This is a genomic window from Enterococcus crotali (assembly GCF_000633635.1).
Lineage (GTDB): Bacteria > Bacillota > Bacilli > Lactobacillales > Enterococcaceae > Enterococcus_L > Enterococcus_L crotali.
Genome location: NZ_AYPQ01000005.1, coordinates 1 through 24713, shown reverse-complemented (window position 1 = coordinate 24713; position 24713 = coordinate 1). Strand labels below are relative to the sequence as shown.

Genomic DNA, 24713 nt, shown 5'->3' with positions numbered 1-24713 from the left:
ATTATTGCATTATTAGCAATGATTGTCATTCATTTTAAGAATATTTTACAAAACTGTAAAGTAACTGTTTCTCACGCCTTGAAAAATATTCTTTTGAAAAGTACATAACTGATCGCACAACGCCATTTTAACTGTTGAAAAAAACTGGCTTTTGTATTGATCTCACTCGCATTGTTGCCATGTCTCCGGTATAGTGTGAGTGGTTGTGTAATCAATGCACTTTTGTTCCGATAGGCTGCAATCAAACCGATCCACATGTCGTGCATCGGAACTTTTGATGGAATCGGCAATATCCGTGTTTTTAGGCTACTACGAAAGGCCATGCCAGCACCGATATATTTATTTTTTACTATGTTATGAAAAAAACCGATTTTTACATTTCGATAGGCAAAATAAGAAGGCTCGATCACTTCTAGCTGTTCATTTACAATCACGAGATCGCTGATCACTAGCTCTATTTTCGGATGCATTTGAAAAAATCTAAGGTTGTTTGAACTTTTTCGGGAAGCCAGACGTCATCTTGATCTGCTAAAAAAATATATTCCCCTTGACTTTGATTGACCGCAAATTCAAAATTAGCGATCACGCCTTGACCTGGACCTGTAAAGATTTTTACTCGCTGATCTTGGGCCGTATAGCCTCCAAGAATCGCCAGTGTTCCGTCTGTTGACCCATCATCCGATATAATCAACTCATCATCAGATCCCAGCTGAGGTAAAATACTCGCAAGTTGTTCTTCTAAATACTTTTCTCCATTATAAGTAGCAAGACAAACTGAAATCATTTATTTTCCTTTCATTAGTAATCGGTATTCTAAAAACGTTCGGCGCCAAATTTTCCGGTTCTTGACACGTAAAAATTGTTTGAGCGTTCTTAGCAGCAGGTGCCTTCTGTGAGTATAAAATTTATCCTGATCATATTTTTGATAAAACAACGTTTCTCCCTGAATGATCGAGTCATATCTTTTACTATTGATTGTTCGATAGTCCAAAACAGACAAATCATGCATCACGTGATGATCCAACACGCAGATTTTTTTATTGAGCTGATGGATTTGCCAAAACACCCAATGATCTAAAAAGTCCAACGGAAAATCAGGATTGAATTGACCAATACTTTTGATCGTTTCTTGAGGAATCGCGGTACCAGAATTAATGCTCATGATTCTTTGTGAGTAAACACCTGGTTTCGGCAGTGCTGATTTCCCTCCGATGTATCGGTCTGCAAACACTGGAGAAATTTGTCGGCCATGAGAGTTGATAATCGGCACATACGCACCGATTCCCCCCTCAATTTCCAGTGCTAATAACGTCTTAAGATAGGCTTCATCAAGTAGTGTATCTTGATCCAACAATAGCAGTAAGTCACCTTGTAGCTCTTGAAGATATCGACTGCCTGTATTATAAGCTTCAGCCAATCCAGGATTCGTCTCATCGTGAATATAGCGAACATTCTCTCGCTGAAACAACGCATCCTCCTGAGCTATTTTGCTGTTATCATAAACAAGTAAATAGACAGACTGCTGATCCATCATTATTTTTTTTAGATGATCGTAACTGGGGGTTTGCGAGAATGCAGTTTGATACATAACGATCGTGATAACCAACTTATTCTCCACTAGAAAAACCTCCAGCCCCATTTATTAAAAAATTTGATCATTGATTGTAGGAAGATTTTAAATAATTTCTTGTTTTTATGTGCTCCTTTTTCATACAAATGAATCACGGTTTCAAAAGGTGTATATAAAATCTTGTAGCCGGCTTTTCCAAATCTTAAGCACAAATCATTATCTTCAAAATACATGAAAAAGCGTTCATCAAAACCGCCAATTTGGTTGAATTTGTCGATATCGATCACCATAAAGCAACCCGAACCCATTTTGATGTAGGTTGTTTGATTCTCTGGCAAGTCTCGACACTCATAATAGCTTAAGCGCTTATCAAATAACTTTTTGACCGCTTGAAAAGGGACGAAACGTAGCATGTAATCAAATACATCCAGTTTTTGGCGCACTAAATATTGTGTGGTTCCATCTGAATTCAAGACTTTTGGACAGACCGCAGCTAACTGCTCGTCTTCTTTCATTCGTTGAACCACATTGTCTAGCGCTTCTTTTGTAATCAAAACATCAGGATTAAAAATGACCGCATAACGTGCATTAACCTTTGTCAGTACTTGATTGTGTCCATAGCCAAAGCCTTTATTTTCAGCAGAAGTATGCAAAGTAATAAATGAGTCATAACTTTCAAGTTGTTTTATATACTGCGTCTGTGAAGCATTGTCAAATATATGTATATCATAATTTGAGGTCAGACCTAATTCAGTTTTTAAATTATCAAGCACATCAAAAATATGACGGCTATTGTGAGTAACAATGGAAATCGTTATTCTATCATTCATATTTTTGCACCTCATTAAAATAAAAAATAAGAAGAATCAAGTCAGCAGTTCTCTGAACTAACTTATTCTCATCTAAAGTAAAGCAAAATCGCTTCAGTTAGGTAGTCTTTCATTATGTAAAAAAACATACACTATAATTCTAACATTGATTCCTTTGAATTCTAGGAGAGCGGAGCAAAACTAACTGAGTTTTGTCCCGCTCTCTCATTTTACTCAATCAATAGATTATAACACAGCTTAAAATTCCAGCAAAGATTCTCAATTGATTATTTACTTTTTTTTAGAGTGTTTCCCTAACCGTTTTTCCAATTGTTGATGACGAAATTCACGGTTCCCAAACATACGTAAAATGTAGGTCAACGGCTGATGATTTTCTCCGACCAACCCGATCATTTCAATAAATAGCTCTAGTCCGATTGCGCTGAAAACGATCAGTAAAATCGACGCAACATTGCTTGCATAACTAAACAACAATGCAACAAATGAAAAGACCAATGCCAGTCCATAAATCGTCATCACTGCACCTTTATGCGTGAATCCAAGAGACAACAGGCGATGATGCAGATGCATTTTATCAGCTGATGAAATCGGACGTTTGTTCATCACACGCCGAATGATTGCATAAACAGTATCTGTAATCGGCACACCCAAAATAATCATCGGTGTGATCACTGTAATAAATGTAGCATTTTTAAGCCCTTGCAGCGACATCACTGCAATCATAAACCCTAAGAATAAGGCACCAGTATCTCCTAAAAAAATCTTAGCTGGATAAAAATTATATGGAAAGAATCCTGCAATACTTGCAACCAAGACAAAAATCACAATAGGAATAAAAACCGTTTTGGCATGAAGAAAAAAATAACCGATGACACCGATCGTTGTTAGACTAATAATGGAAACACCTGAAGCTAGTCCATCCAAACCATCGATCAAATTAATAGCATTCGTAATAGCCAATATCCAAAATAACGTTAAAGGCAAACTAAGCCAGCGTAAATCAATATGACCAAAAAATGGCAATGTTACCATATCGATCCGAATGCCAGCCACAAAATAAATAACTAACGCTCCAAGCAAAATGCCTAATGTTTTTTTCTTTGGTGACAATTCATAAATATCATCAATCAAGCCGGTTACAACGACGATTCCTGCTGCTAGAATAATTGGCCAAATGTAATCGATCGGTATAATCGATTGAAACATGACTAAACAAGAAAATGAAAAGACAAAATAAATACCCAATCCACCAGCTGTAGGCATGTTTTTCGTATTTACTCTTCTTTCGCCTGGTGCATCATAGGCTCCTATTCTAAAAGCCAATAATTTAACAATTGGCGTTACGATCAGCGATAAAATAAACGTCAAAAATAGACGAATAAAAATTTCATAAATAAACATCGACATGATGACCTACTTTCTTAATGTACATCGTATATTATACCGAATCATTCCATATTTACAAGTTGGAACAGGTGTTTCCACCAAAGGAGCACAACAATAGATCCGCTCATTTACTAAACTATAAGTATTCGTCTTATTTCTTTAATTTTTCTTTTATTTTATCAACTAACCGATTGAGCAATCCGTAACGATGCTGAATTTTTTCATTTGAAATATATTCTTTAACAACAGCATTGATGATACCACCTAAAATAATGACCGTTGCAGCAAAATTAAGCCACAACATCAGCACAATAAAACTTCCTATAATTTGATAGCTGGCAATCTTTGAGCTGAAGTACTTGATATAAAGTCCAAAAACCTGTGACAATAACATCCAGCCTATGGTTGCAAAGATAGCACCAGGAATAATTGAACGAAAAGTCAGTTTCGCATTTGGAACAACTCGATAAATCAAACACATGATCACTAGCAATACCAATGACGTGATCGGCCATTTTAACGCTTGAAAGGTATCAATAAAATCCGTTGAAAAATGGAAAATCGGCTGCAGCAAATCTAAAATCGTTTTACCTAACCCTAAAACACCGACCACACCTACAATCGCTGTCAAAAACAAGAGAATCACAAACAAGGACATCAGCCGCACAATAATAAAATTTTTACGCTGCTCCACACCAAAGGCTTTATTCATTGCGGTTTGTAAGGCGTTGATACTTTGGCTAGCACTCCATAAGGCAGCTAGTGCAGAAATTGAAAGTAAACTGCCAGAGCGTTGCGTTAACAATGATTGGATCGCTGGTTTTAAGTCGTTAAAAATCGCCTTTGGAATTGCCTCAGCAATATAAGGCAGAACATCATTTGGATCAATATGTAGGTACGGTAGAATATTACCTACCGCAATCAGTAGAGGAAAAAGGGACAAAAGTAAATAATAAGCTACAACGACTGACGTATTTCCAATCTCTGAATCAATCATTCGATTTTGGGTTGTTTCAATGAAACGCATTAATTTTTCATTGCTTTTTACTTTGTCCACCAGTTTCATAACATTCTCCTCTAACTTTAGTTAATACAAGTCTTTCACTCTATTCAATTTAGTCGATCTAGTACATATTACCGCATTGTTTTCTTTTAAATCTGTTAGCTGCTTTTTTACCTTTAATTAATAGGTCAGTTCTTCCCCTTGAGAAGTCAAGATCTTTGGACCTTCTTTTGTGATCGCCAAGGTGTGTTCAAATTGACAACTAATGCCGCCATCTAAAGTATAAGCTGTCCAGCCGTTTGGATCCATCTTCATCCGCCAAGTTCCAGTATTGACCATGGGTTCAATGGTAATGACCATACCTTCTTTCAAACGTAAGCCTTTACCTGCTTCGCCATAATGAGGAATGACTGGACTTTCATGAATCGTTGGACCAATGCCATGACCTACAAAATCTCTTACAACAGATAAATTTTCACTTTCAACATAGGTTTGAATGGCATGCCCAATATCCCCAATTCGATTGCCGACTTGGGCTTGCTCGATTCCTAGATACAAGGCCTTTCTTGTTACTTCCATCAAATGATCCAATTCAGGCGTTGATTTACCTACTACATATGCCCAACAAGAATCTGATACTGCACCTTTTAAGTCAATACACATATCAACTTTGATCAAATCGCCGTCTTTCAACGGTTTTTTTCGAGGAAAACCATGACAAATTTCATCGTTGATACTACAGCAAGTTGCATATTTATAGTCTTCAAAACCAATCTGTGCGGCAATTCCGCCATGGCTTTCAATAAAGTCTCTCACAAATACTTCAATGTCCCAACTTGTAACACCTGGTTTGATAAACGTACGTAAATGACGATGCACATCTGCCAATAATTCTCCAGATTCATCCATCATTTCAATTTCTCTTGGTGATTTTAATGTAATCATTCAATATCGTCCTCCTAAAATTTAAAAGCACAGTGGGCTCGTTCAGTCTCATAGAAAAATAGGTCAATATGTTTGTAACGATTTTTGTCATAGACATATTTATCTTTTTTATAGACCCTCACTCCTAAGAGCTTACGCTCTTAGAAATGGATGCGATCAGAACAGTGCGTAGTAACTAGCTCATTGAGCCAGTTAATCTTTATCTAAGAGTATTTTATCATAATTTATGAAAATTTCACTGAAAAGTAGCTGTTAAAAATATATTCCATGCTATTTTCCGCCTAGTTCCTCCAAATAAACACTGATATAATAGCAATAAAAGAGAAGTTGTACTTCTTTTCTACTCTTCATTTTGTGTTTTACATGACCTTTGTTCTTCTGATATAATCAAGATTGTACAATTTGAAGGAGGAACTCTAATGACCTTAGCTAAAATCGTTTATGCAAGCATGACTGGAAATACAGAAGAAATCGCAGATATTGTTGCTGAAGCTTTTGAAAATTTAGATATTGAAGTTGAAATCAACGAATGTACGCAAGTCGATCCAGAAGATTTTGAAGATGCTGACATCTGTGTTATTGCAACGTATACATATGGTGACGGCGAATTGCCTGATGAAATTGTAGATTTCTATGAAGAATTACAAGAGATCGATCTATCAGGAAAAACTTACGGCGTCTGTGGTTCTGGTGATACGTTTTACGATGAATTTTGTAAGTCAGTTGATGACTTTGACGCTGCTTTTACAAAAATCGGTGCTTCAAAAGGAGCAGATAGCGTAAAAGTCGATCTCGCTGCAGAAGAAGAAGATATTCAAAACCTAGAAGCCTTTGCTAAAAAAATAGCAGAAGCTGCAAAATAATGGCTTGAATAGCTAGAGGCGGTAACATCACTCGTTGAGTAATGTTACCGCCTCTTCTTCTGATTCCTTTAGCTATCAATATCGATTGGTTCATTTCGTTCTAATATTTGTTCAATTGCCTCTTTCATCAAGCGCTCGATTTGTTGATCACTTGGATGAATGATACCGGAAGTCATCAAGGCTGCAATCCCGGTTGCAACAATCCACGTTCCCATATGAAGAGAATTGATCTCAGTATCATTTAACTTCTTATAATCTTGATCTTGTTTGACGGCATTTGAAAAATAACTATACGAAAATTCCTGCATTCTTTTTCCACCGCCGTATTCTTCTAAGTACAAAGCACGATATAATTTACTTTCATTTTTAGCAAAGTGAATGTAATTTAACGCTAAATCCACTATCGTGTTCCCTGTATGTGTCACTGGAAATACTTCTTTAGCTAAATATTGATGGATCTTTTCAAATAATTCTTCTTTTAAATCGTCCATATTTTTGAATTCTAAATAAATAGGTTGTGTTGAGCATTTCATTTTGGTTGCAATGTTTCGTGCGGTGAATTTCGAAAAGCCTTCAGTGGCCACTACTTCGTATGCAGCATTTAAAATCTGATCTTTAGTAATTGTTTTTTTTCTTGCCATAATCTTTCAATCCCCTCTACCTATCCTTTACAACGCTTCCATATAAATACTACAGTTATTGTAACACGATTTGTTTATTCTGCAAAATACTAGTCCTTCGTTTTATATTATTTTGTTTATTTGATTATACGGGACTTTCCAGAGGTTTTTCATTGAATTAAATAAGAAGTTGTTCCTGCTTGATTAATTGAGTTGATGCTCCTTACATGTTATGATATGGAAGATTATATGATTAAAAATCAGGAGGTTATTCTATGACATTACCAAATTTTGACGAGATATTAAAAAAATATGCACGCTTGATCGTTGAAACTGGCGTTAACGTTCAAAAAGGACAAAGCATTGTTTTACAAATCAGTGTTGACCAAGCACCTTTGGCCCGATTGATTACAGAAGAAGCTTATAAATTAGGAGCAGGCGAGGTCATCGTCCAATGGAATGACGATATCGTGCAACGTGAGTTTTTATTGCATGCTGATGAAAAATATTTAAAAGAGGTTCCTCAACATAAAATAGATCAAACGGATGACTGGATTGCAAAAGGTGCCAGTCGAATCAGCGTAGTATCAGCTAATCCTGATGCATTGGCTGGTGTAGATGCAGATCGAGTGGCTACTTTTCAGTCTGCTTCTGGCAAAGCCATGGCTAACTTAAGAAAAGTAACACAAGCCAACAAAGTCAGCTGGACAGTCGTAGCCGCAGCCGGCAAAGAATGGGCTGCTAAAGTTTTCCCTGACTTAAAAGATAGTGACCAACAAGTGGACGCCCTTTGGGATCAAATATTCAAAACGACCCGTGTCTATGAAGCAGATCCAATTGCCGCTTGGCAAGCCCATGACAATAAACTTGCAACAAAAGCTGAGCAACTAAACAAGGAACAATTTAAGGCCTTGCATTACACAGCACCAGGTACAGATTTAGTGATTGGCTTGCCTAAGAATCACTTATGGGAAGGCGCTGGTAGCGACAATGCTCGTGGTGAGAAGTTTATGGCCAATATGCCAACTGAAGAAGTCTTTACAGCTCCTGACCGACGACATGTTGATGGCGTTGTTTCCAGTACCAAACCTTTAAGTTATGCTGGGACAACGATCTCTGGAATGAAATTTACATTTAAAGACGGGAAAGTCATTGATTTTTCTGCTGAACAAGGTGAAGAAGTATTAGCTAAATTACTTGAAACAGACGAAGGTGCACGTCATTTAGGCGAAGTTGCTTTAGTACCAGATCCATCACCAATTTCTCAATCAGGAATCATTTTCTACAATACATTATTTGATGAAAATGCTTCAAATCATTTAGCTTTTGGCTCTGCTTATGCTTTCAATTTACAAGGTGGAACTGAGATGAGTGAAGACGAATTGATCGAAGCGGGTTTAAATCGCAGTCATACTCATGTTGATTTTATGGTAGGATCAGATAAAATGGCTATTGATGGTATCAGAGAAGACGGAACTCATGTACCAATTTTCCGTAATGGTGATTGGGCTTAAAAAGAAAAAGACGTGCTGATTATATAAATCAGTACGTTTTTTTAGAAAGAAGGCATTCATCATGGACTATCCCAAAAAATTAGTTGAAACCGTCGAACAAAAAATGCACGGACATCATTTAGAAGGTTTTCTTTCTGGTAAAGGTCCCAAAGGTGCAACATTAATGCTGATCGGTGAAGCTCCGGGTGAAACCGAAATAAAAACAAATGTCCCTTTTAGCGGTAAATCAGGAAAAAAACTAGATGGCTGGTTGTCCAAAGCAGGATTGACCCGAGAGTCTATCTACATCACTAGCGCCGTTAGAAGCAGACCCTTCAGTATAAAAAAGCAACTCAATAAAAGAACTGGAGTCACAGAAATAAAACATCCTAATCGAACGCCTAATAAAACAGAAGTCTTAGCCTATGCACCACTATTAGATTATGAGATCCAAACGATTCAACCTAAAATTCTTGTACCGATGGGCAATATTGGTTTACAACGGCTTTTGGGAAATGACTTTAAGATTTCAAGCTATCATGGAAAATTACTCCGTTCACCAATTCTAACCTATTCAAATGAAACGAATAAACTTACTGAAACAAATGATATTTATACATTGTTCCCAATTTATCACCCTGCAGCTGTTTTTTATAATCAACAACTTGAATCCACTATTGAAAATGATTGGGCATTTCTAGGCTCTCATTTACGAAATATGACTCTTCATTAATTTTTTGCTATTGATCTCTGAAGAAGAATTTTTCAACAACTTATTTGGCACAAATAAAGGGTGTGGGGCAAAACTAAAAATCAGTTTTGATGTGCGCTCTAAAACCGAATAAACGGCGAGAAAAAAGCAGCTCCGAGAAATAAGCTGAAATTCACAAAAATTTTCGTAAATTCCCTCTTATTGCTGTAAAACACAACGAGGTACGAGTTGATGCTGCACAGTACCTACTTGGTTCTCGGAGCTAAACGCTTTTGTCTCGGACTCTTTTTACGTTCCCGACTGGAATCGAACCAGCGGCCTATCGCTTAGGAGGCGATTGCTCTATCCTACTGAGCTACGAGAACATTTACTTACTTATTTTAGAAGTCTTTTCAGTCAGTGTCAATGAAAAATAAAAAGAAAGCAATCCTGATACAAAAATCAAGATCACTTTCCCAACACGCTTTATTTCTTAGCGTCCTTTTTGCCTTTTAGCATTTTGACCAAATAAAGTCCACCTACAACAACAGCTAATGTTTTACCAATTTTACCATTTCTTGCAACTTTTTCTTCTTTTGTTTTACTCATGCTATTCACTACCTTTCAATTTTAAACGTTTTATACGTACCTTTATCTTATATTATAAGGACTTCCAACTAGTTCCGCTAATCATCTGCTTACAGTCAAAAAATTCGCAAAGTCGACTTACCGATGTTAAGGTTGAACTATACCACTTACGGTAAATAAAAAGAAAGTAGAGGTAACGTGTATGACTGATAAAACGAAAGAAAAAATTTTTGCTGAACGCCAAGACAATTACAAACAGGAAAAAGAAGAGATTTTTAAAGAAGCTTTAAAAGACTATCATGAAGAACCCTCAGTAGAAATAACGCAAGATGACAAAAACAAGGTATAAAATTCAAATAGGCCAAGTGAGTACTGAAATAACTAACTCACTTAGCCTATTTTTTAAAAGTAATCCGCTAAAACTGGCACACCTTTTACTAAGCGTTGCCCCAATGATTGAACCCACTTTTCTTTTCCTGTGATTTTTCCGTAAAACTGTAATTCATTCCCTGGACGATATCCCATAAAAAGTTGAGTCAAGGTTTGTATCGTACTTGTAATCACTCGATCTTCTCTCAATGAGTCTGGGATTTGGTCAAGCTTTCTTACAACACTCTGTCCCATTTCAGTTATTTGCAACTCCCAAATTCCTTGATTCCACAGACCACACTCATCTTCAACTTTAAAATAATAGGTCTCTTCCTCTCCTTTTGTAAAAGGATATTTACCAAGAAAACTTTCTAAGTCAACGATTCTGGCCATCATAAAAGGAGTGATTTTCATTTCTACTAAAGGAGACGCCATTAAATAACTTAAATTTGTACCATCAAAGCCTGTTTCTAAATGGAATTCTCGTGATGATCCGTTATGTGAACCAATAAAACGAACGATTGATTGAAATGCTTGATTTGTTAAATAACCCCATTCTTTAATCTCAAAACGCTCTGCACTAGATTGATAAATTAAGTATCCTTGAGGATTTCCCAACTCATCTTCATAGAGTGCAAATCGATTCTTATCATCCAAACCAAAGGTATAGTCAAACCACCATTCTTCCCGAATCACGGCTCCTTTTTGGCTATTTGGCAACTCAGAATAAATTTTTTGACAAACACTTTCGGCTTCTTCAAAAGTCACTCTTTTCATCTTGCCTGATGTTGCCTTCACATTTGGCCAATTTGCTGCTTGGACTGTATAACTAATTTGTTCAAATACCTGTTCAAAACCATATTTTCGATAAAAAGGATAGGAAAATGGAGCTAAGTAAGCAAGTTCGACCTTGTTTTCAGCTAATTCTTTCAGCACCTGTTTCATAATTGTTGAAATACCGCCTTGGCCGCGATATTCAGGATAAGATGAAACACAACCGATACCAGCCATTTGATAACTTGTTCCGTGAAATGCTACTTTAAATGGTGTAGAAATCACTTGACTTGTCAAAATATCTTCTAAAAAATACCCATAATTTAAAGAATGAGCAACAATGACTTTAAAACGTTCTTTGCGTTCTTGCGTTGACGCAGCATTGAACGCATATGCAGCTAAACCAAACATCTCATCAATTTTTTCTTCACCCATAAGACGTACTTCTTTTTCCACTGTGACCACCCTAACTAAAAGTAACTATTTACTTTTCATTGTACTCCAATGCAAAACGATGTCCAGAAAAAAGCGAAATCTGATAATGAACAAAAAAAAGCGTATACCAAAACTAAAGGTTAGTTGGTATACGCTCTAAACCCGAGTAAACGCTTTTATCTTGGTCTACTAATAGATCCATATTCACTTCATTAAATAAATCTAAATGTTTTTTTCTTATTCTTCTGGCTCACCTAGATTTGGATCCATTTTATTTGCAGCAATAACAAATGGTGCCCAAATCACAAACGCCACAGCCAAGTTAACGATCGTTAAGACAATCGCTCGCCAATCACCAGCGGTTGCTAGGAAGCCACTAATAATTGTCGGCATGACCCAAATCACATTCACTACAACAGGATTCACTAATCCAGCCATTGTAGCGAAATAAGCGATTGTAGCGGTTGCTATTGGTGCTAAGATGAATGGAATCAACATAATTGGATTCAGTACGACTGGCATCCCAAACATCACAGGTTCATTGATATTGAATAGTCCAGGTCCGATGCCAAGCTTTCCGACTGTTTTATAATCCGCACGTTTAGATAAAAGTAAGATCGAGATGATCAAGACCAGTGTCACACCAGCCCCACCAGGCCAAACAAAGGCTTCAAAAGAACCAGCAACCCATTTATAAGGAATTTCTTTTCCTTGTTGGTAAGCATTGGTATTATCAACCATGGCCACACCGTAAATCGATTGTAAAACTGGTGACATGATATTTGTTCCGTGAAGTCCGAAGAACCACAAAACATGCACTAACAACACAATTAAAAGCACAGCCCCATACCCCTGAGATAAGCCAAGCAATGGCGTTTGAATCGATTCAGAGATCCAGTCAATCAATAATTTCCCAGTTAATTGTTCAAATACATGATAAATTAATCCTGAAACATATAAAGCTGTCACACCTGGAATAATTGCAGCAAATGCTTTTGAAACTGCTGGTGGTACAGAATCAGGCATTTTAATAACAATATTTTTCTTGATCAATTTAGCAAATATAATAACAGAAATAAACCCAAAAATCATTGCTGTAAATAAGCCAGTACCACCCATATATTTACTAAATGGGAAATAACCCCAAGCGCCAGCATCAACAGCCGAAACACCATCAACCGTATTAACAGTCGCACCTGCATCCGTAAAAAGTTGAGCAATATTCTTTGGTAATTTTTCGGCTAAAGTAACTGTCGCTGTTGCACTTTGCGGCAAACCAATAAAGAATGCCGCCAATGAAACCAACATCCCTGACAACGCGTCCACATCATACGCTCTTGCAACGTTATACCCTAAGGATGCTGCAAAAACAACGGCCATGATTGCTAAGGTTCCCGTCCAAACCAACCCGTTTATCGCAATCACTGGTGTAAAGAAACTAGTAATCCCATTCCCTTCACCTAAGTACGTGTTAGGAAAATCACGCATAAACGCATTTAGTAAAACCGCAATCGCTCCTGCCATCGTAACCGGCATCATACCAATAAACGCATCTCTCAACGCAACTAAATGCTTTTGCGCCCCGATCTTCGCAGCTACAGGTAAAATATACCTTTCCATCCACGCAGTTAATCCATTCATTTTTTGTCCTCCCACAAAATTATTTATTTAAAAAGCTCTCACCTTTTAAATCAGAGTTATGCAACCAAAGCAATAACAACCTACTTCTTTAAATATTGTATCAATATAATCTTACATTCTTATAATAAGCAATAATCATGCCAAATTGATCTAGACCAAAACCAAGCAATTATAAAGCGCTTTCTCAAACACACTAAGCTACACACAAAATACACAGTGTAATTTGTGTGTAAAAAAGGACAAAAAAAAGAGTGCCTCTATGACACTCTCATCAATATGACTCTTCCATCATTTTTAACATTTTAGTAAATTGGCGCTTTTTAAAAAACATAAGGATCGTACCAAGTACGGCATCGTTCATTTTCTGTAAAAATCCATACGATTCCATTTTCTCATTGTAACGAATCTCACACGATTTTTCATCTAATGGTTTGATATCATATTGAACCAAGAAGTCATTTTTTGTGGTAGATGTGCGAAAATGGTAAGATGTATTTTCAACAAGTTTTTCCACTTTGATACGAGCCCGACTATTTTTGGAAAATTGTTTGACATATTCAAAGTTGTTTAATTGTTTTCTTGTTAAACTTTTGCCCGTATGCTTTCGTATATCAAACAAAACAGAATCCATGACTTGGTCATAAAAAACAGATGCAGGAATATTCATTTTTTTGATAATTTCCATTATCTTTTCACCTCGTTGTTATTTTTCTTATTTTGTTCTTCTTTCTTTCTGCCTTTGAAGAAAAAATATCCTCCAACAACCACTAAGAAAATACCTGTTGTCATACTTAACAAATCATACTGCATTGATGCAGGATTAAGCGCATATAAAATTACAATTAAGCCAATACTGCATACGAATAAACCGTTTCTTACCATCTTTCATCCATCCAATCTTTTTAAACTGCAGCTGCTTGGAAGAACAAGACACCGCCCCAAGGTTGTGCTTTGATTATTTCTTTTGCTTTTTTAGCTGCTTCTTCTTTGTCTCCAGTTACGTCAAATGCCAATTTGATCCCTTTTTTTTCTTTGAACGTGTACGTGAAGTCGCCACCGTCATAGTTTTCTAATAAGTTTTTGATTTCTTCTTGTTGCATTGCACTTGCGATTGTGATCATTTTAACCTCTCCTTAACAATAAAGCTGTTGCTTTCACCTCAATTGAAGTGAAAGCAACAAACTATTTAGTTTTTTTTATTCAAAATCAGTTGGTTCCATTCTGTTAGCCGCAATTACAAACGGTGTCCAGATCAGGAATGTAACAACCATACATACAATTGTTACGATCGGTGCTCTCCAGTCCGCTCCTGTTGCTAAGAATGATAGCAAGATTGGAGGTACAACCCAAGTTACTTGTTGTGATACTGGTGCTACTAAACCGAAGTATGTTGCTAACCAACCAATTGTTGTTGCTACAACTGGTGCTACTAAGAATGGTACAAACATGATTGCATTTAATACGATCGGTAAACCAAACATGATTGGTTCGTTGATGTTGAAGATACCAGGTCCTAATGATAATTTACCAACAGTTAGGTAATCTGCACGTTTCGAGAATAGTAAGATAGCGATGATCAAGACGATCGTACCACCTGAACCACCAAACCATGCAAATGCATCAAATGAACCACGAACCCACATATATGCTTTTCCATCATCAATGGCTTTCAAGACAGCTGGCGTACCAGTAAGCCTTTGTAGCCTTTTTGGAAAATATCGATATTGATTAATTGTGCTTGTCCCCAGATACCTTCTAAAACTGGTGCCAATACGTTTGGACCATGAATTCCGAAGAACCAGAAAATTTGAACGAAGATCGTTACGATCAATACGGCACCCAAACCTTGAGATAGACCCAAGAATGGTTCTGCAATATATTTTTGAACTAGATCGATGATCAATTGTCCGTCAGTTAATTTTCCTACTACAAAGTTAATAATTGCAATAACATATAATGCGATCGTTGCAGGTAAAATCGCAGCGAAAGCTTTTGATACTGCTGGCGGAACTGAATCAGGCATTTTGATTGTAATATTCGCCAACATTAATTTACAGAAGATGATAACAGAAATAGCTCCCATGATCATAACCGTGAAGTATGCATTTCCGTTTAAGTGATCTAGTTTTAACCAACCCCAACCGCCTGCTGTTAAGCCTTCAGCTGTTGCTGACCAACCACTTGTTGCTGAGTTTTCATTGATTGTATTCATCAATTCTTTTGGAACAGCTGTTTCTAATGTATTAGAATAAGCAAAAGCAATCCCTTGAATCAATGTTGCTAAACCAACGATACCACCAGCTAAGTCGTTTACTTTATACGCTCTTGCTAGATTATACCCCCAAGAAAAGGCAAAAATCAAACCGGCAATCGCCAAAGTTCCATTCCAAACAAATCCGTTGATTCCAATAATAACATTAATAACTGCAAAGATACCTTTATCTGCGGCAAGATTTGCTGCATAATCAGAGAAAAACTGCTGCGGCAGGTCACGAATCATCGCGTTGATCATTACGGCGATCGATCCTGCCATTGTTGCCGGCATTGTTCCGATAAATGCATCACGTAATGCTACTAAGTGTTTCTGAGCACCGATTTTACCGGCTACTGGCAAGATGTACTTCTCCATCCAGGCTGTTAATCCATCCATTTTTTAATTCCTCCTATAAATAATATTTATTCAAAGAGCGATTAAACTCCTTAAAAACAATGTAGTTGTTAAAGCTCCGTTCAAAAAACTTTAACTTCTCTTTTCTTCCGTTCAAAAAAGAAAATGATACAGCTTACTCGTTGTCCATACGGCGATATAAATCAATGATCTCTTTTGCTAAATCTGTAAAAGCGATCGATGTCATTAAATGATCTTGGCTATGAACTGTCAATAACGTCACTTGGATATGATTTCCTTGTGCTTCTTGTGTTAACATTCCAGTTTGAGAATGATGTGCTTGGACTAAAGATTCCTCTGCATCAGCGATTTTTTGATCTGCTAATTCGAAGTCTCCTGCTTTCGCTGCAGCGATTGCTTCCATAGCGTCGCTTTTAGCATTTCCTCCGTACATGATTAATCCCATAACTGCTTCTAAATTTTGTTGATCTTCCACGATTTGTAACTCCGTTCATTTTTTATTTTTACTTATCCATCAAAGCAATGGCTTGATCTAATACTTTTTCACCATTCATCATGCCATAATCTGACATGTTGATTACGTCAAATGGAATTCCTTTTGGTGCTAATTTTTGCTCRAATTGTGATTTCATGAAACGAACTTGTGGGCCTAAAAGTAATACGTTTACATCTTTGGCTTCTAAGTTATTATCTGCATCTGATGCGGATACTGCAAAAATATCTGCTTCCATTCCACGATCTTCTGCTGCTTTTTGCATTTTTGTTACTAATAAACTTGTACTCATTCCTGCCGAACATACTAACATAATTGTTTTTTTAGCCATTCTTATACACTCCTTCTAATTAGTTGTATTTACACTTTTATATAAAGCAAGAAGTGTGCCAAAAAGATGTATAGACCAAACCTAGTAATAATAGCGTTTTGGTCTATACAGATTGTGTACACACTGCTAACCGCTTTGTTACACACTGTAATTTGTGTGCGCTTTCTTTAAATATATGCTTACTTTTTTACTGCCTTATTCGTTATCCATACGGCGGTATAAATCAATGATCTCTTTTGCTAAATCTGTAAAGGCGATTGCTGTCATCAAGTGATCTTGGCTGTGAACTGTCAGTAACGTCACTTGGATATGATTTCCTTGTGCTTCTTGTGTTAACATCCCAGTTTGAGAATGATGTGCTTGAACTAAAGATTCCTCTGCATCAACGATTTTTTGATCTGCCAATTCGAAGTTTCCTGCTTTTGCTGCAGCGATTGCTTCCATTGCATCACTTTTAGCATTGCCTCCGTACATGATCAATCCCATAACCGCTTCTAAATTTTGTTGCTCTTCCATACGTTTAACGCTCCATTCATTTTTTATTTACATATATTATTTATCCATCAAGCAATCGCTTGATCTAATACTTTTTCACCATTCATCATGCCATAATCTGACATATTGATTACATCAAATGGAATTCCTTTTGGTGCTAATTTTTGTTCGAACTGTGATTTCATGAAACGAACTTGTGGGCCTAAAAGTAATACGTTTACATCTTTGGCTTCTAAGTTATTATCTGCATCTGATGCGGATACTGCAAAAATATCTGCTTCCATTCCACGATCTTCTGCTGCTTTTTGCATTTTTGTTACTAATAAACTTGTACTCATTCCTGCCGAACATACTAGCATAATTGTTTTTTTAGCCATTTTTGACACTCCTTCGAATTTGGTTGTATTTACACTTTTATATAAAGCAAAAAGCGTGCCAAAAAAAATACAGTCCAAAACCCTTTGATATAAAGGTTTCGGACTATTTTTATACTGTACACACTTTATTTTCCAAGAATACACACTACTTAATTTTGCTTGTATTCTGTGATTGCTTCGATTCTATTTTCCAAAAATAGTTGTGTAAGATGCGCGATATCTGATTCAGTAAAGGCGATACGATATGCTTTTTCGATCACCATTAAGTTGGTTCTGGCAACATCTGTTTCCAAGCGATTCTTCTTCATAAATTCAGCAAGGTTATCAAATTCTTTTGATTTTTCACCCTTTAATATCGCATCTACCAAGAACGCTAGGTGGATTACAATACCTGCATCTACACCAGGTTCTACAATAATATGCATATCTGATTGAATTTGATGGATTGTTTTTTGCAGCATAACGATCAGTTTTTGCAATGAATCTACTGCAGTGATTGTTCCGCCTAATGATTTGACGATTTTTTCAGTTGGAACTTCATCGCCGGCAATTCGTTTTAGCACATTTAGTTTTTCATCGTCAAAAATATCATAGGCTGAAAAGAAAGGAATATTTTGATATTCAACATCGACTGTTCCTGCAATGGCCTTGATTTCATATTCTTCCATTAAACTATCGATGTGTTTTTTGAATGCTTCACGTTCTAAAAACTGCATTTGAATGATTTCCACTTTATTTTCATCAATCACGGGCAAAATTCTCTGATATAATTTTGCTGCAACGCCTTCACCTGTAAAACAAGTAACAACAACAGCTTTCTTCACTTCATCTCGATTTTGCGGACTTGTTCTAAACTGCTCTCTAATGATGCTTTCAAATGACATTTGGATATTTTGATAAATGTCTTCTAAACTTCTACCAACACTCGCCATCCGAATCGCTTCTAAAACAATCATTGTACTAGTCATAGTGATCGCTTTTGTACGAATACCTGTTTCTTCAAAAATCAAATTTCCAAATGAATTCAGCGACCCCATATCCGTTAAAAGCAGCATGCCATTGACTAGCTTTTCACGATGCTCCAGTACAAAACTTTTCAACTGTTCATACATCGTCTGGACTTCCATTGTCAGCGGCATGTTCATTGCAACACCAGTTTCTGTCCCAAGTAGTTCTTGAGCCGTTTTCAGCATACTTGACGCAGTAGAATCACCATGCATCAAAACAACCACACCTACATTATTTTCATGAACCTTTTCTTTATTGCCAACATTGATCGATAAAAACATACTGATAAACCCAATTTCGTCAAAGGGAATTTCGATATTATTTTCCTCTTCGATGATCGCAGATAAGTCCATGGCTACTTGAAATTCTTTTTTCATTTTCTTGCGAACATTATTTAAGTTTGGATGAACGATCACATGACCTTCTCTCACGCGATCGATCGTACTTTGTAAATGTAGTGCAAAAGCAAATCGGGCTTTTTCGTTATAGGTGCGTTCCAATCTCTTTTCTGCAATGTCATATAAACGATCTGTTAATTTCCAGATAGGCTCTGGCAAGAGCTCTTTATGGACTGGGTTTTGTGTCAATTCATCCACATACGTTTGGAAATAAGCGTCCATATCACTGGAAATCAATTGTTCTAAGTTGACATTTTCCAATTCGTTCGCTGATAATGTTGCAACTTTTTCTTCAATCTCATTATAGACTTGCATATCTCGAGCCGGATCTTGTGACCAGACTACTTCATTGGTACCTGGTTCAAAGCTTAAGTAATTACTTTTGCTATCAACAAAACGATCTAAACGATCAGAAACTTCTTTGATTTTTAACAAGCCTTTTTGGACTTGAAGTGGTAGATCTCTTTTTCGGATGACTAAACTAGACTCATTATGGGTACGGTAATGTAGAAAAGATTTCGCACACACAAGTTTCAAATCCCGTTTGACTTGTCCGATATTGCCTTCTGCATCATAGAGCATAAAAGCTAAAATTGCTTCTCTTTTAATGTCGATCCGTTGATTTAACCGATTTGCTTCTTGTTTGATAAACAAAGAAATAATATCATATCGTTCATCAAGTGAGCGAGAATCTAAAGAGGGTAATGTGATTGCCATTGGAATTCTACGATTAAACGTTGTCAAGAAACTTTCCGAAGACTCTGTAGTCGCACCAATGATTTGAACTGATGCTTCATACGTTTGCCCGCTTTCACCGAGAGGTCGATAGACGCCTTTATCAATAAACGTGAAAAGCATTTCTTGCCCTTCAGGTGGTAAACGATGAATTTCATCCAGAAAAAGAATCCCTCCATCTGCTTTTGACATCAAGCCAGGACTGTCTTCATTAGCTCCTGTATACGCCCCTTTTTTCACACCAAAGATATGTCCAAACAACAATTGCGGATTTTGCGCATAGTCGGCACAGTTAAAAGAAATAAACGGAGCGTTGGATACTAGTGTTTGAGAATCCACTGCAAAATGATACATACATTCCGCAAACAGCGATTTTCCCGTACCGGTTTCCCCAAAAATAATAGTATGTAAGCCGCGCGGCGGATATAAAATCGCTGCTTTGGCCTGTTGGATGCTGACTTTTAAAGAATCTTGCGCTCCTACTAAGTTATCAAATGTTACCTCACTGGAATTATCCACATGCACTTTTTCTTCCTCGGTCACAACGGAATAGATGACTGGACGGCCATCACTCTTAATGATCTTTTGTTCTTTGAACAATTCGCTTAAGTAGCGACTGGCATTGCTTCGATCGATCACTAACTCTTTTGCAACATCTGCAGCTGTCATGCCTTGTTTTTTTGATTCCAAAACTGCTAAAATCTCGTCTTTTCTAGATTTCATGGATAACTTCCTCCAATCATGACGTCTTTTGCTTATTCTTTATGCTTCTGGATTAGACGCTTTGCGTCTAGCCCCTTTATTTTTATTGTTTTTTAAACGTTTTTTAGGTTTTACAATTGGTTTTTCTGATTCTTTTTTTGGCGCGTGTTCTTTTTTGACTGGTGCATTTTGACTTACTTTTTTTTCTTCCAAAGAGCCTTTTTCTTTTCTATTCAAGTGGATGGCCCCATCGTATAAAAAGATTTCCTGTGAAGGAAGCTCGATTTTTTTCAGCAATCGTTGATAATCTCGCTTGGTTGCATCATTGACAAACGTAATGACAGAACCTGCCGCACCCATTCGTCCCACACGTCCAGCTCGGTGGATATAGCTTTCTTCTGACAAAGGAACCTCAGCATTCACAACAAATGGAATCGCCTCAAAATCTAATCCTCTTGCAGCAATATCCGTTGTCAAAAGCATTACTGCTCTCTTTTTAGTAAATTGGTCAATCGCTAATTTACGTAATGTTTTATTCTGATCAGAAGCCAGTCCGACCACTGTCAGACCTTCATAAATCAATTTTTCTTCTACTGAACCAAGATCAGCAACTTGATTAAAAAATACCATCGCCCTAAAATCTGATGTATATGCTAAGCTTCTTAAATAGTCGCTTTTCTTTCTGGGAGACAACGCCATAAAGTAATGTTTCACAACACCACCTGACTGATCCTCATCTGTTACATCAATGATCGTCAATTCGTCTGTTAATTTTTGTGCTTCTTCTGCCACTCGATCGGCAGTTGCTGAATAAAAGACTAACTGAAAATCAGTTGGCGCGCTAGCCAAAATTTGTTTGGTTAAATTCAATTCTTTTTCATGGAACAATTGATCAACTTCATCCATTACAATAGTCTGTAGTAAATGACTTTTGATTTTCTTTGTTTTGACCAATTCTAATACGCGTCCCGGCGTTCCTACTAAAATTTCTGGTTTCTTTTTTAATTTTTCGATTTGACGGCCAACATTGGCCCCACCAATCAGGCTATGTGTTTTCAATTGAAGAGGTGCTGCCCAATCACGTACAACTTGGCTGATCTGCACTGCTAATTCTTGCGATGGTGCTAAAATCAATAATTGGCTCCCTTGATCTTTTTCTACATTTAAAAGTAAGGGTAAAACATAAGCCAAGGTTTTGCCGGAGCCTGTTGGAGAAATGCCCAACACATTTTTTTTGTCTTTTAAGGGTTGGAAACTTTTTTCTTGAATCATTGATGGCTCGCTAAAACCAGAAGCTTGCCACTGTTCTTGCAAAGCTTCTGGTAGATTTTTGATAAATGTCATAATAATCCTTTCCTCATTAAAACTGTTTATTCTTTATCCGCATCAAAAACAATGCCGGCACTTTTTCTTAAGGTCGTTACTACTTTATTCACATTGCGTGACAACTCTACCCATTCTTCATAGCGTACACCCATAGTTGGGTCGTTAGGATTTTCAAGTACATCGGCGAAATCATGGGCTTCTTCGATCATTGGATTTTCTTCAGTCACAAGTTCAATAATATCACGTTCTTGATGGTTTCGATCATGAAATTCTGCTTTAGAGATAGCATTCACACTATCTAAAACCAAGGTTCCACCATCAAAGTAAATTTCAGAATCTAAGAAAGAATCCGCATTTTTCCCTGTCTGTAATGTTACATCAAACAAGTCATATCTTAAAATCGCAGTGCCGATCCCATCCACATCTGTTGGAATTTTTCTTGCAAAATAATGGCTTTCATTCGGCATGCCAAACCAGCCCACTGCGGCATAGACTAAATATACACCAAGATCCGCCATAGCACCTCCTGAAAAATGCGGAGAAAAGATGTTTGGCTCTTGACCATCGAGTACTTGATCATAGCGTGAAGAATATTTCATATAGGTAAAGTTAGCCCCTATGATTTGATTTTTTAACGGCAGTAAATCGCCAATTTTTTTGAAGCTCTTCTCATGGATATTACGGGCAGCTTCAAAAAGAAGACTTTTTTCTGATTCGCTAACTCAATGATTTCAGCCATTTCTTCTTGCGTCGAGAAGGCTGGTTTTTCGACAATAATATTTTTTCCTGCCAAAATCCCTTGCTTGGCTTGTTCAAAGTGTAAGGAATTAGGTGAAGCGATATAGACTGTATCCATATGAGCGATGGAAAAAATGTTTTTAAATCCGTTGCATATTCAACATCACCATACTCTTCACCAAATTTTTGTGCTGTTTCCAGCTTTCGTGAATAGACTGCTGTCAGATCGTAGCGATTTGTTTCCAATGCTGCGTTGACAAATTGATGACTAATCCAGTTTGTTCCAATAATACCTAAGTGAATCATGTTTACCCTCACCTTTCTGAATTTGGATCTTCAAACGTTTTTGTGACATCGAATGGCACCTGATGTTCTATTGCTATTGTATCAGGAGTGACCGAACAATTGTAAGCAATGACGCTTAGCCCTTTGTTTTGACCTGATCCAATCATTTGTGCTAAAGCTGGTTGCATCGCTGTATGGATCGTTGCACCTGTAATTTTTTCAAATTGGACCACAAACAATACATAGCTTTGATAACCTGCTTCCATTGCTTCGATCAATTCCGTTACATGCTTCAGTCCGCGAAGTGTCGGTGCGTCAGGAAAGGCACCTAGGCCTTTATTTTCCAAGGTCACCCCTTTCACTTCAACAAATGCCTGATTTCCTGTATCTGTTTCTACCAATATATCAAACTGAGACTGAGCAAAACGCTTCTCTCTCTTGACTGAAACAACTGCTCCTTTTAATTCTGGCAGGACAATCGTCCCCTCTTCAATTGCTTGAGCAGCTAGTGCATTCGGCACTTGGCTGTCTATATTGAACCAGGCTGCTGCTTTTTTCACAGCAATCAAATCGTAGTCCGTTTTTCTTTTTGGAGAAGGCTGATAGGATAACGCAACTTCAACTTCTGGATGGAATAGTTCTTTACAGCGTCCCGTGTTCTTTACGTGAACCGTTACCATTTCACCTGTTTCTTGCAAGCGGCACTCCGCAATAAAACGATTTGGTCTATCAATAAAATGTGCTAAATGCACGTTAGGATATGTAATCATTGTAACACCCTTTCTTCAAAACAATACCATATTTCGAACGAAAAAGCATCGTCAAACTTTTCAAACAATGCTTCATGTATTTACTGATCGGTTTAATAAAAAAGCGGTTCAATCTAAAAAAAGTTATGAGTTCATTAAGATTTTTTATAGGAAGAGATTTTCGAATAGTTTGTTTTTTAATTTCGTGCTATGATTAATTTGGAGGAGAAGGATACTATGAAAAAACATTGGTCATTATTTTTAGGTGCATCACTTATTACGGGTATTGCTGGTTCCTTGTTTTTGAAAAAGCAGCAAGGGAAACAGCCGATAGATACAGATATTCCTAATTTATATAAAAGTTACTTAGGTAGCTGGTGGTTTGTCAATAAACAAAAAGCCACTCAGCATACCTTGACGATCGAAGATGATTTACAAATCATTATTGATGGTAAAAAGCTAAATTACATGCTCGTTGAGCTAACGAGTAAACGGTTGGTCGCTCAAGATGAATACGGCTATCATTTGATCGTGCAATGTCTAAATGACAAACCAGCCTCATTATATGATGAAGCAGATGATGCGACTTATGTGCTAGAAGCGACTGATTCATTCGATTTAGATTGCCCAACAGAAAATTAAAAGAAGCGATTCCCGTATTTTTTTATGCGGGACGCTTCTTTTTTTCTGTTATTTTAAAGGTCATCGATTTGTTTACGTTCTTTGATTTCACTTAATTTTCCTTCACGCTTTTTTAGTTCATTCTTGATTTCTTCTAGAGAAACCCCTGTTTCAACGAGCAAAACCAACATGTGATAAACCAAATCAGAGGTTTCACAAATCAGCTCTGATTGATTATTTTTTGCTGCAATGATTACTTCTGTTGCCTCTTCCCCAACCTTTTTTAAGATTTTATCTAATCCTTGGTTGAATAGATAATTTGTATAAGAACCTTCTTTGGGCTCTTCTTTGCGTGCGCGTATTTCCTCATAGAGTGTCTCGATCATATCTTTTCCCTCCTTGGTTTATTTTTATTCCGAAAGACTAGCCTGTGGCGCTAGATAATTTTTAAAGCGAAACAGGATCGATCAGCCTTGTCTGAAAATTAGGAAAATAGGAGGGTGGCGCTTTGGGCCAACATCATAGTTTATCTTTTTTCCGAAAGGCTAGCCTGTGGCGCTAGATAATTTTTAAAGCGAAACAGGGTCGGTCAGCCTTGTCTGAAAAATAGGAAAATAG

Annotated in this window: 25 protein-coding genes, 1 tRNA gene and 3 pseudogenes; 5 read left to right on the top strand and 24 right to left on the bottom strand. The window is 37.1% G+C overall.

Translation table 11 applies throughout. From position 1 onward, the window contains the following. Nucleotides 1–71: 71 nt before the first annotated feature. From V192_RS20110 to map, 6 genes and pseudogenes are all read right to left on the bottom strand, one after another. Nucleotides 72–784, bottom strand: a pseudogene (locus V192_RS20110) (glycosyltransferase family 2 protein). Continuing rightward, nucleotides 785–1618, bottom strand: a complete 834-nt coding sequence (locus V192_RS0111995; RefSeq protein ID WP_025872052.1) for a glycosyltransferase — start codon at nucleotides 1616–1618, stop codon at nucleotides 785–787. Then, nucleotides 1618–2400: a glycosyltransferase family 2 protein gene (locus V192_RS0111990; protein ID WP_025872050.1), complete on the bottom strand. Its 783-nt coding sequence runs from the start codon at nucleotides 2398–2400 to the stop codon at nucleotides 1618–1620. Before V192_RS0111990 ends, V192_RS0111995 begins: the two co-directional genes overlap by 1 nt. A gap of 270 nt (nucleotides 2401–2670) precedes the next feature. Next, a complete protein-coding gene (locus V192_RS0111985) occupies nucleotides 2671–3807 on the bottom strand; it encodes a glycosyltransferase family 4 protein (protein WP_025872048.1) in 1137 nt (378 codons plus the stop codon). Nucleotides 3808–3937: 130 nt separating this feature from the next. Continuing rightward, entirely contained in the window at nucleotides 3938–4852 is a 915-nt protein-coding gene (locus V192_RS0111980) for a YihY/virulence factor BrkB family protein (protein ID WP_025872046.1), read from the bottom strand. Nucleotides 4853–4969: 117 nt separating this feature from the next. After that, a complete protein-coding gene (map, locus tag V192_RS0111975) occupies nucleotides 4970–5734 on the bottom strand; it encodes a type I methionyl aminopeptidase (RefSeq protein ID WP_025872044.1) in 765 nt (254 codons plus the stop codon). 419 nt (nucleotides 5735–6153) lie between these two features. Here map and V192_RS0111970 point away from each other — a divergent pair, with 419 nt between their 5' ends. Beyond that, on the top strand, nucleotides 6154–6597 hold the full coding sequence (locus tag V192_RS0111970) for a flavodoxin (protein WP_025872043.1): 444 nt from the start codon (nucleotides 6154–6156) through the stop codon (nucleotides 6595–6597). Between the two features lie 68 nt (nucleotides 6598–6665). On the opposite strand, the gene V192_RS0111965 is transcribed toward V192_RS0111970, so the two are convergent. Beyond that, the gene (locus V192_RS0111965; RefSeq protein WP_025872042.1) at nucleotides 6666–7238 is read right to left on the bottom strand and encodes a TetR/AcrR family transcriptional regulator; all 573 of its coding nucleotides are present in this window, start codon (nucleotides 7236–7238) and stop codon (nucleotides 6666–6668) included. A gap of 254 nt (nucleotides 7239–7492) precedes the next feature. Here V192_RS0111965 and V192_RS0111960 point away from each other — a divergent pair, with 254 nt between their 5' ends. Together V192_RS0111960 and V192_RS0111955 are read left to right on the top strand one after the other, a co-directional pair. After that, nucleotides 7493–8731, top strand: coding sequence for an aminopeptidase (locus tag V192_RS0111960; RefSeq protein ID WP_025872041.1), 1239 nt, complete (start codon nucleotides 7493–7495; stop codon nucleotides 8729–8731). A gap of 61 nt (nucleotides 8732–8792) precedes the next feature. Continuing rightward, nucleotides 8793–9443, top strand: a complete 651-nt coding sequence (locus tag V192_RS0111955; protein WP_025872040.1) for a uracil-DNA glycosylase — start codon at nucleotides 8793–8795, stop codon at nucleotides 9441–9443. A gap of 270 nt (nucleotides 9444–9713) precedes the next feature. Here V192_RS0111955 and V192_RS0111950 read toward each other — a convergent pair. Beyond that, nucleotides 9714–9787: transfer RNA gene (locus V192_RS0111950), tRNA-Arg, on the bottom strand. A gap of 100 nt (nucleotides 9788–9887) precedes the next feature. After that, entirely contained in the window at nucleotides 9888–10010 is a 123-nt protein-coding gene (locus tag V192_RS22600) for a hypothetical protein (RefSeq protein WP_086346240.1), read from the bottom strand. 181 nt (nucleotides 10011–10191) lie between these two features. Here V192_RS22600 and V192_RS21650 point away from each other — a divergent pair, with 181 nt between their 5' ends. Then, a complete protein-coding gene (locus V192_RS21650) occupies nucleotides 10192–10338 on the top strand; it encodes a hypothetical protein (RefSeq protein WP_167331079.1) in 147 nt (48 codons plus the stop codon). Between the two features lie 53 nt (nucleotides 10339–10391). Here V192_RS21650 and V192_RS0111935 read toward each other — a convergent pair whose 3' ends face one another. From V192_RS0111935 to sfsA, 14 genes and pseudogenes are all read right to left on the bottom strand, one after another. Next, nucleotides 10392–11588: a GNAT family N-acetyltransferase gene (locus tag V192_RS0111935; protein ID WP_025872038.1), complete on the bottom strand. Its 1197-nt coding sequence runs from the start codon at nucleotides 11586–11588 to the stop codon at nucleotides 10392–10394. Nucleotides 11589–11804: 216 nt separating this feature from the next. Next, nucleotides 11805–13208 carry a PTS sugar transporter subunit IIC gene (locus V192_RS0111930; RefSeq protein WP_025872036.1) on the bottom strand — a complete coding sequence of 468 codons (1404 nt, stop codon included), beginning with the start codon at nucleotides 13206–13208 and terminating at the stop codon, nucleotides 11805–11807. 271 nt (nucleotides 13209–13479) lie between these two features. Then, nucleotides 13480–13893 (bottom strand): DUF3284 domain-containing protein, encoded by a 414-nt coding sequence (locus V192_RS0111925; RefSeq protein WP_025872033.1) that lies wholly within the window; start codon nucleotides 13891–13893, stop codon nucleotides 13480–13482. Then, on the bottom strand, nucleotides 13893–14090 hold the full coding sequence (locus V192_RS0111920; RefSeq protein WP_025872032.1) for a DUF3188 domain-containing protein: 198 nt from the start codon (nucleotides 14088–14090) through the stop codon (nucleotides 13893–13895). Before V192_RS0111920 ends, V192_RS0111925 begins: the two co-directional genes overlap by 1 nt. Nucleotides 14091–14110: 20 nt before the next feature. Then, a complete protein-coding gene (locus V192_RS0111915) occupies nucleotides 14111–14329 on the bottom strand; it encodes a hypothetical protein (protein WP_025872029.1) in 219 nt (72 codons plus the stop codon). 75 nt (nucleotides 14330–14404) lie between these two features. Next, nucleotides 14405–15858: pseudogene (locus V192_RS20105) on the bottom strand (PTS sugar transporter subunit IIC). Nucleotides 15859–15991: 133 nt separating this feature from the next. After that, nucleotides 15992–16312 carry a PTS lactose/cellobiose transporter subunit IIA gene (locus V192_RS0111905; RefSeq protein WP_010764086.1) on the bottom strand — a complete coding sequence of 107 codons (321 nt, stop codon included), beginning with the start codon at nucleotides 16310–16312 and terminating at the stop codon, nucleotides 15992–15994. 28 nt (nucleotides 16313–16340) lie between these two features. Beyond that, nucleotides 16341–16661: a PTS sugar transporter subunit IIB gene (locus tag V192_RS0111900; RefSeq protein WP_010764085.1), complete on the bottom strand. Its 321-nt coding sequence runs from the start codon at nucleotides 16659–16661 to the stop codon at nucleotides 16341–16343. A gap of 195 nt (nucleotides 16662–16856) precedes the next feature. Then, on the bottom strand, nucleotides 16857–17177 hold the full coding sequence (locus tag V192_RS0111895) for a PTS lactose/cellobiose transporter subunit IIA (RefSeq protein ID WP_025872020.1): 321 nt from the start codon (nucleotides 17175–17177) through the stop codon (nucleotides 16857–16859). Nucleotides 17178–17224: 47 nt separating this feature from the next. Next, nucleotides 17225–17533, bottom strand: coding sequence for a PTS sugar transporter subunit IIB (locus V192_RS0111890; protein WP_025872018.1), 309 nt, complete (start codon nucleotides 17531–17533; stop codon nucleotides 17225–17227). 149 nt (nucleotides 17534–17682) lie between these two features. Then, complete coding sequence (locus V192_RS0111885) at nucleotides 17683–20397, bottom strand: sigma-54-dependent transcriptional regulator (RefSeq protein WP_025872016.1); 2715 nt, start codon at nucleotides 20395–20397, stop codon at nucleotides 17683–17685. A 39-nt stretch (nucleotides 20398–20436) separates the two neighbouring features. Then, nucleotides 20437–21720, bottom strand: coding sequence for a DEAD/DEAH box helicase (locus tag V192_RS0111880; protein WP_025872014.1), 1284 nt, complete (start codon nucleotides 21718–21720; stop codon nucleotides 20437–20439). 26 nt (nucleotides 21721–21746) lie between these two features. After that, nucleotides 21747–22746, bottom strand: a pseudogene (locus V192_RS20100) (Gfo/Idh/MocA family protein). Between the two features lie 8 nt (nucleotides 22747–22754). Beyond that, on the bottom strand, nucleotides 22755–23492 hold the full coding sequence (gene sfsA, locus V192_RS0111870) for a DNA/RNA nuclease SfsA (RefSeq protein ID WP_025872012.1): 738 nt from the start codon (nucleotides 23490–23492) through the stop codon (nucleotides 22755–22757). A gap of 219 nt (nucleotides 23493–23711) precedes the next feature. Here sfsA and V192_RS0111865 point away from each other — a divergent pair, with 219 nt between their 5' ends. Next, a complete protein-coding gene (locus V192_RS0111865) occupies nucleotides 23712–24116 on the top strand; it encodes a DUF4828 domain-containing protein (RefSeq protein ID WP_025872010.1) in 405 nt (134 codons plus the stop codon). Nucleotides 24117–24169: 53 nt separating this feature from the next. On the opposite strand, the gene hisE is transcribed toward V192_RS0111865, so the two are convergent. After that, nucleotides 24170–24481, bottom strand: a complete 312-nt coding sequence (gene hisE, locus V192_RS0111860) for a phosphoribosyl-ATP diphosphatase (protein ID WP_025872008.1) — start codon at nucleotides 24479–24481, stop codon at nucleotides 24170–24172. Nucleotides 24482–24713: the final 232 nt, after the last annotated feature.

Bases quoted from the DNA above. Each gene is read 5' to 3' on its own strand.
- V192_RS0111990 (WP_025872050.1), bottom strand. From the start codon at position 2,400: ATGAATGATAGAATAACGATTTCCATTGTTACTCACAATAGCCGTCAT.
- V192_RS0111985 (WP_025872048.1), bottom strand. From the start codon at position 3,807: ATGTCGATGTTTATTTATGAAATTTTTATTCGTCTATTTTTGACGTTT.
- V192_RS0111980 (WP_025872046.1), bottom strand. From the start codon at position 4,852: ATGAAACTGGTGGACAAAGTAAAAAGCAATGAAAAATTAATGCGTTTC.
- map (WP_025872044.1), bottom strand. From the start codon at position 5,734: ATGATTACATTAAAATCACCAAGAGAAATTGAAATGATGGATGAATCT.
- V192_RS0111970 (WP_025872043.1), top strand. From the start codon at position 6,154: ATGACCTTAGCTAAAATCGTTTATGCAAGCATGACTGGAAATACAGAA.
- V192_RS0111965 (WP_025872042.1), bottom strand. From the start codon at position 7,238: ATGGCAAGAAAAAAAACAATTACTAAAGATCAGATTTTAAATGCTGCA.
- V192_RS0111960 (WP_025872041.1), top strand. From the start codon at position 7,493: ATGACATTACCAAATTTTGACGAGATATTAAAAAAATATGCACGCTTG.
- V192_RS0111955 (WP_025872040.1), top strand. From the start codon at position 8,793: ATGGACTATCCCAAAAAATTAGTTGAAACCGTCGAACAAAAAATGCAC.
- V192_RS22600 (WP_086346240.1), bottom strand. From the start codon at position 10,010: ATGAGTAAAACAAAAGAAGAAAAAGTTGCAAGAAATGGTAAAATTGGT.
- V192_RS21650 (WP_167331079.1), top strand. From the start codon at position 10,192: ATGACTGATAAAACGAAAGAAAAAATTTTTGCTGAACGCCAAGACAAT.
- V192_RS0111930 (WP_025872036.1), bottom strand. From the start codon at position 13,208: ATGAATGGATTAACTGCGTGGATGGAAAGGTATATTTTACCTGTAGCT.
- V192_RS0111925 (WP_025872033.1), bottom strand. From the start codon at position 13,893: ATGGAAATTATCAAAAAAATGAATATTCCTGCATCTGTTTTTTATGAC.
- V192_RS0111920 (WP_025872032.1), bottom strand. From the start codon at position 14,090: ATGGTAAGAAACGGTTTATTCGTATGCAGTATTGGCTTAATTGTAATT.
- V192_RS0111915 (WP_025872029.1), bottom strand. From the start codon at position 14,329: ATGATCACAATCGCAAGTGCAATGCAACAAGAAGAAATCAAAAACTTA.
- V192_RS0111895 (WP_025872020.1), bottom strand. From the start codon at position 17,177: ATGGAAGAGCAACAAAATTTAGAAGCGGTTATGGGATTGATCATGTAC.
- V192_RS0111890 (WP_025872018.1), bottom strand. From the start codon at position 17,533: ATGGCTAAAAAAACAATTATGCTAGTATGTTCGGCAGGAATGAGTACA.
- V192_RS0111885 (WP_025872016.1), bottom strand. From the start codon at position 20,397: ATGAAATCTAGAAAAGACGAGATTTTAGCAGTTTTGGAATCAAAAAAA.
- V192_RS0111880 (WP_025872014.1), bottom strand. From the start codon at position 21,720: ATGACATTTATCAAAAATCTACCAGAAGCTTTGCAAGAACAGTGGCAA.
- V192_RS0111865 (WP_025872010.1), top strand. From the start codon at position 23,712: ATGAAAAAACATTGGTCATTATTTTTAGGTGCATCACTTATTACGGGT.
- hisE (WP_025872008.1), bottom strand. From the start codon at position 24,481: ATGATCGAGACACTCTATGAGGAAATACGCGCACGCAAAGAAGAGCCC.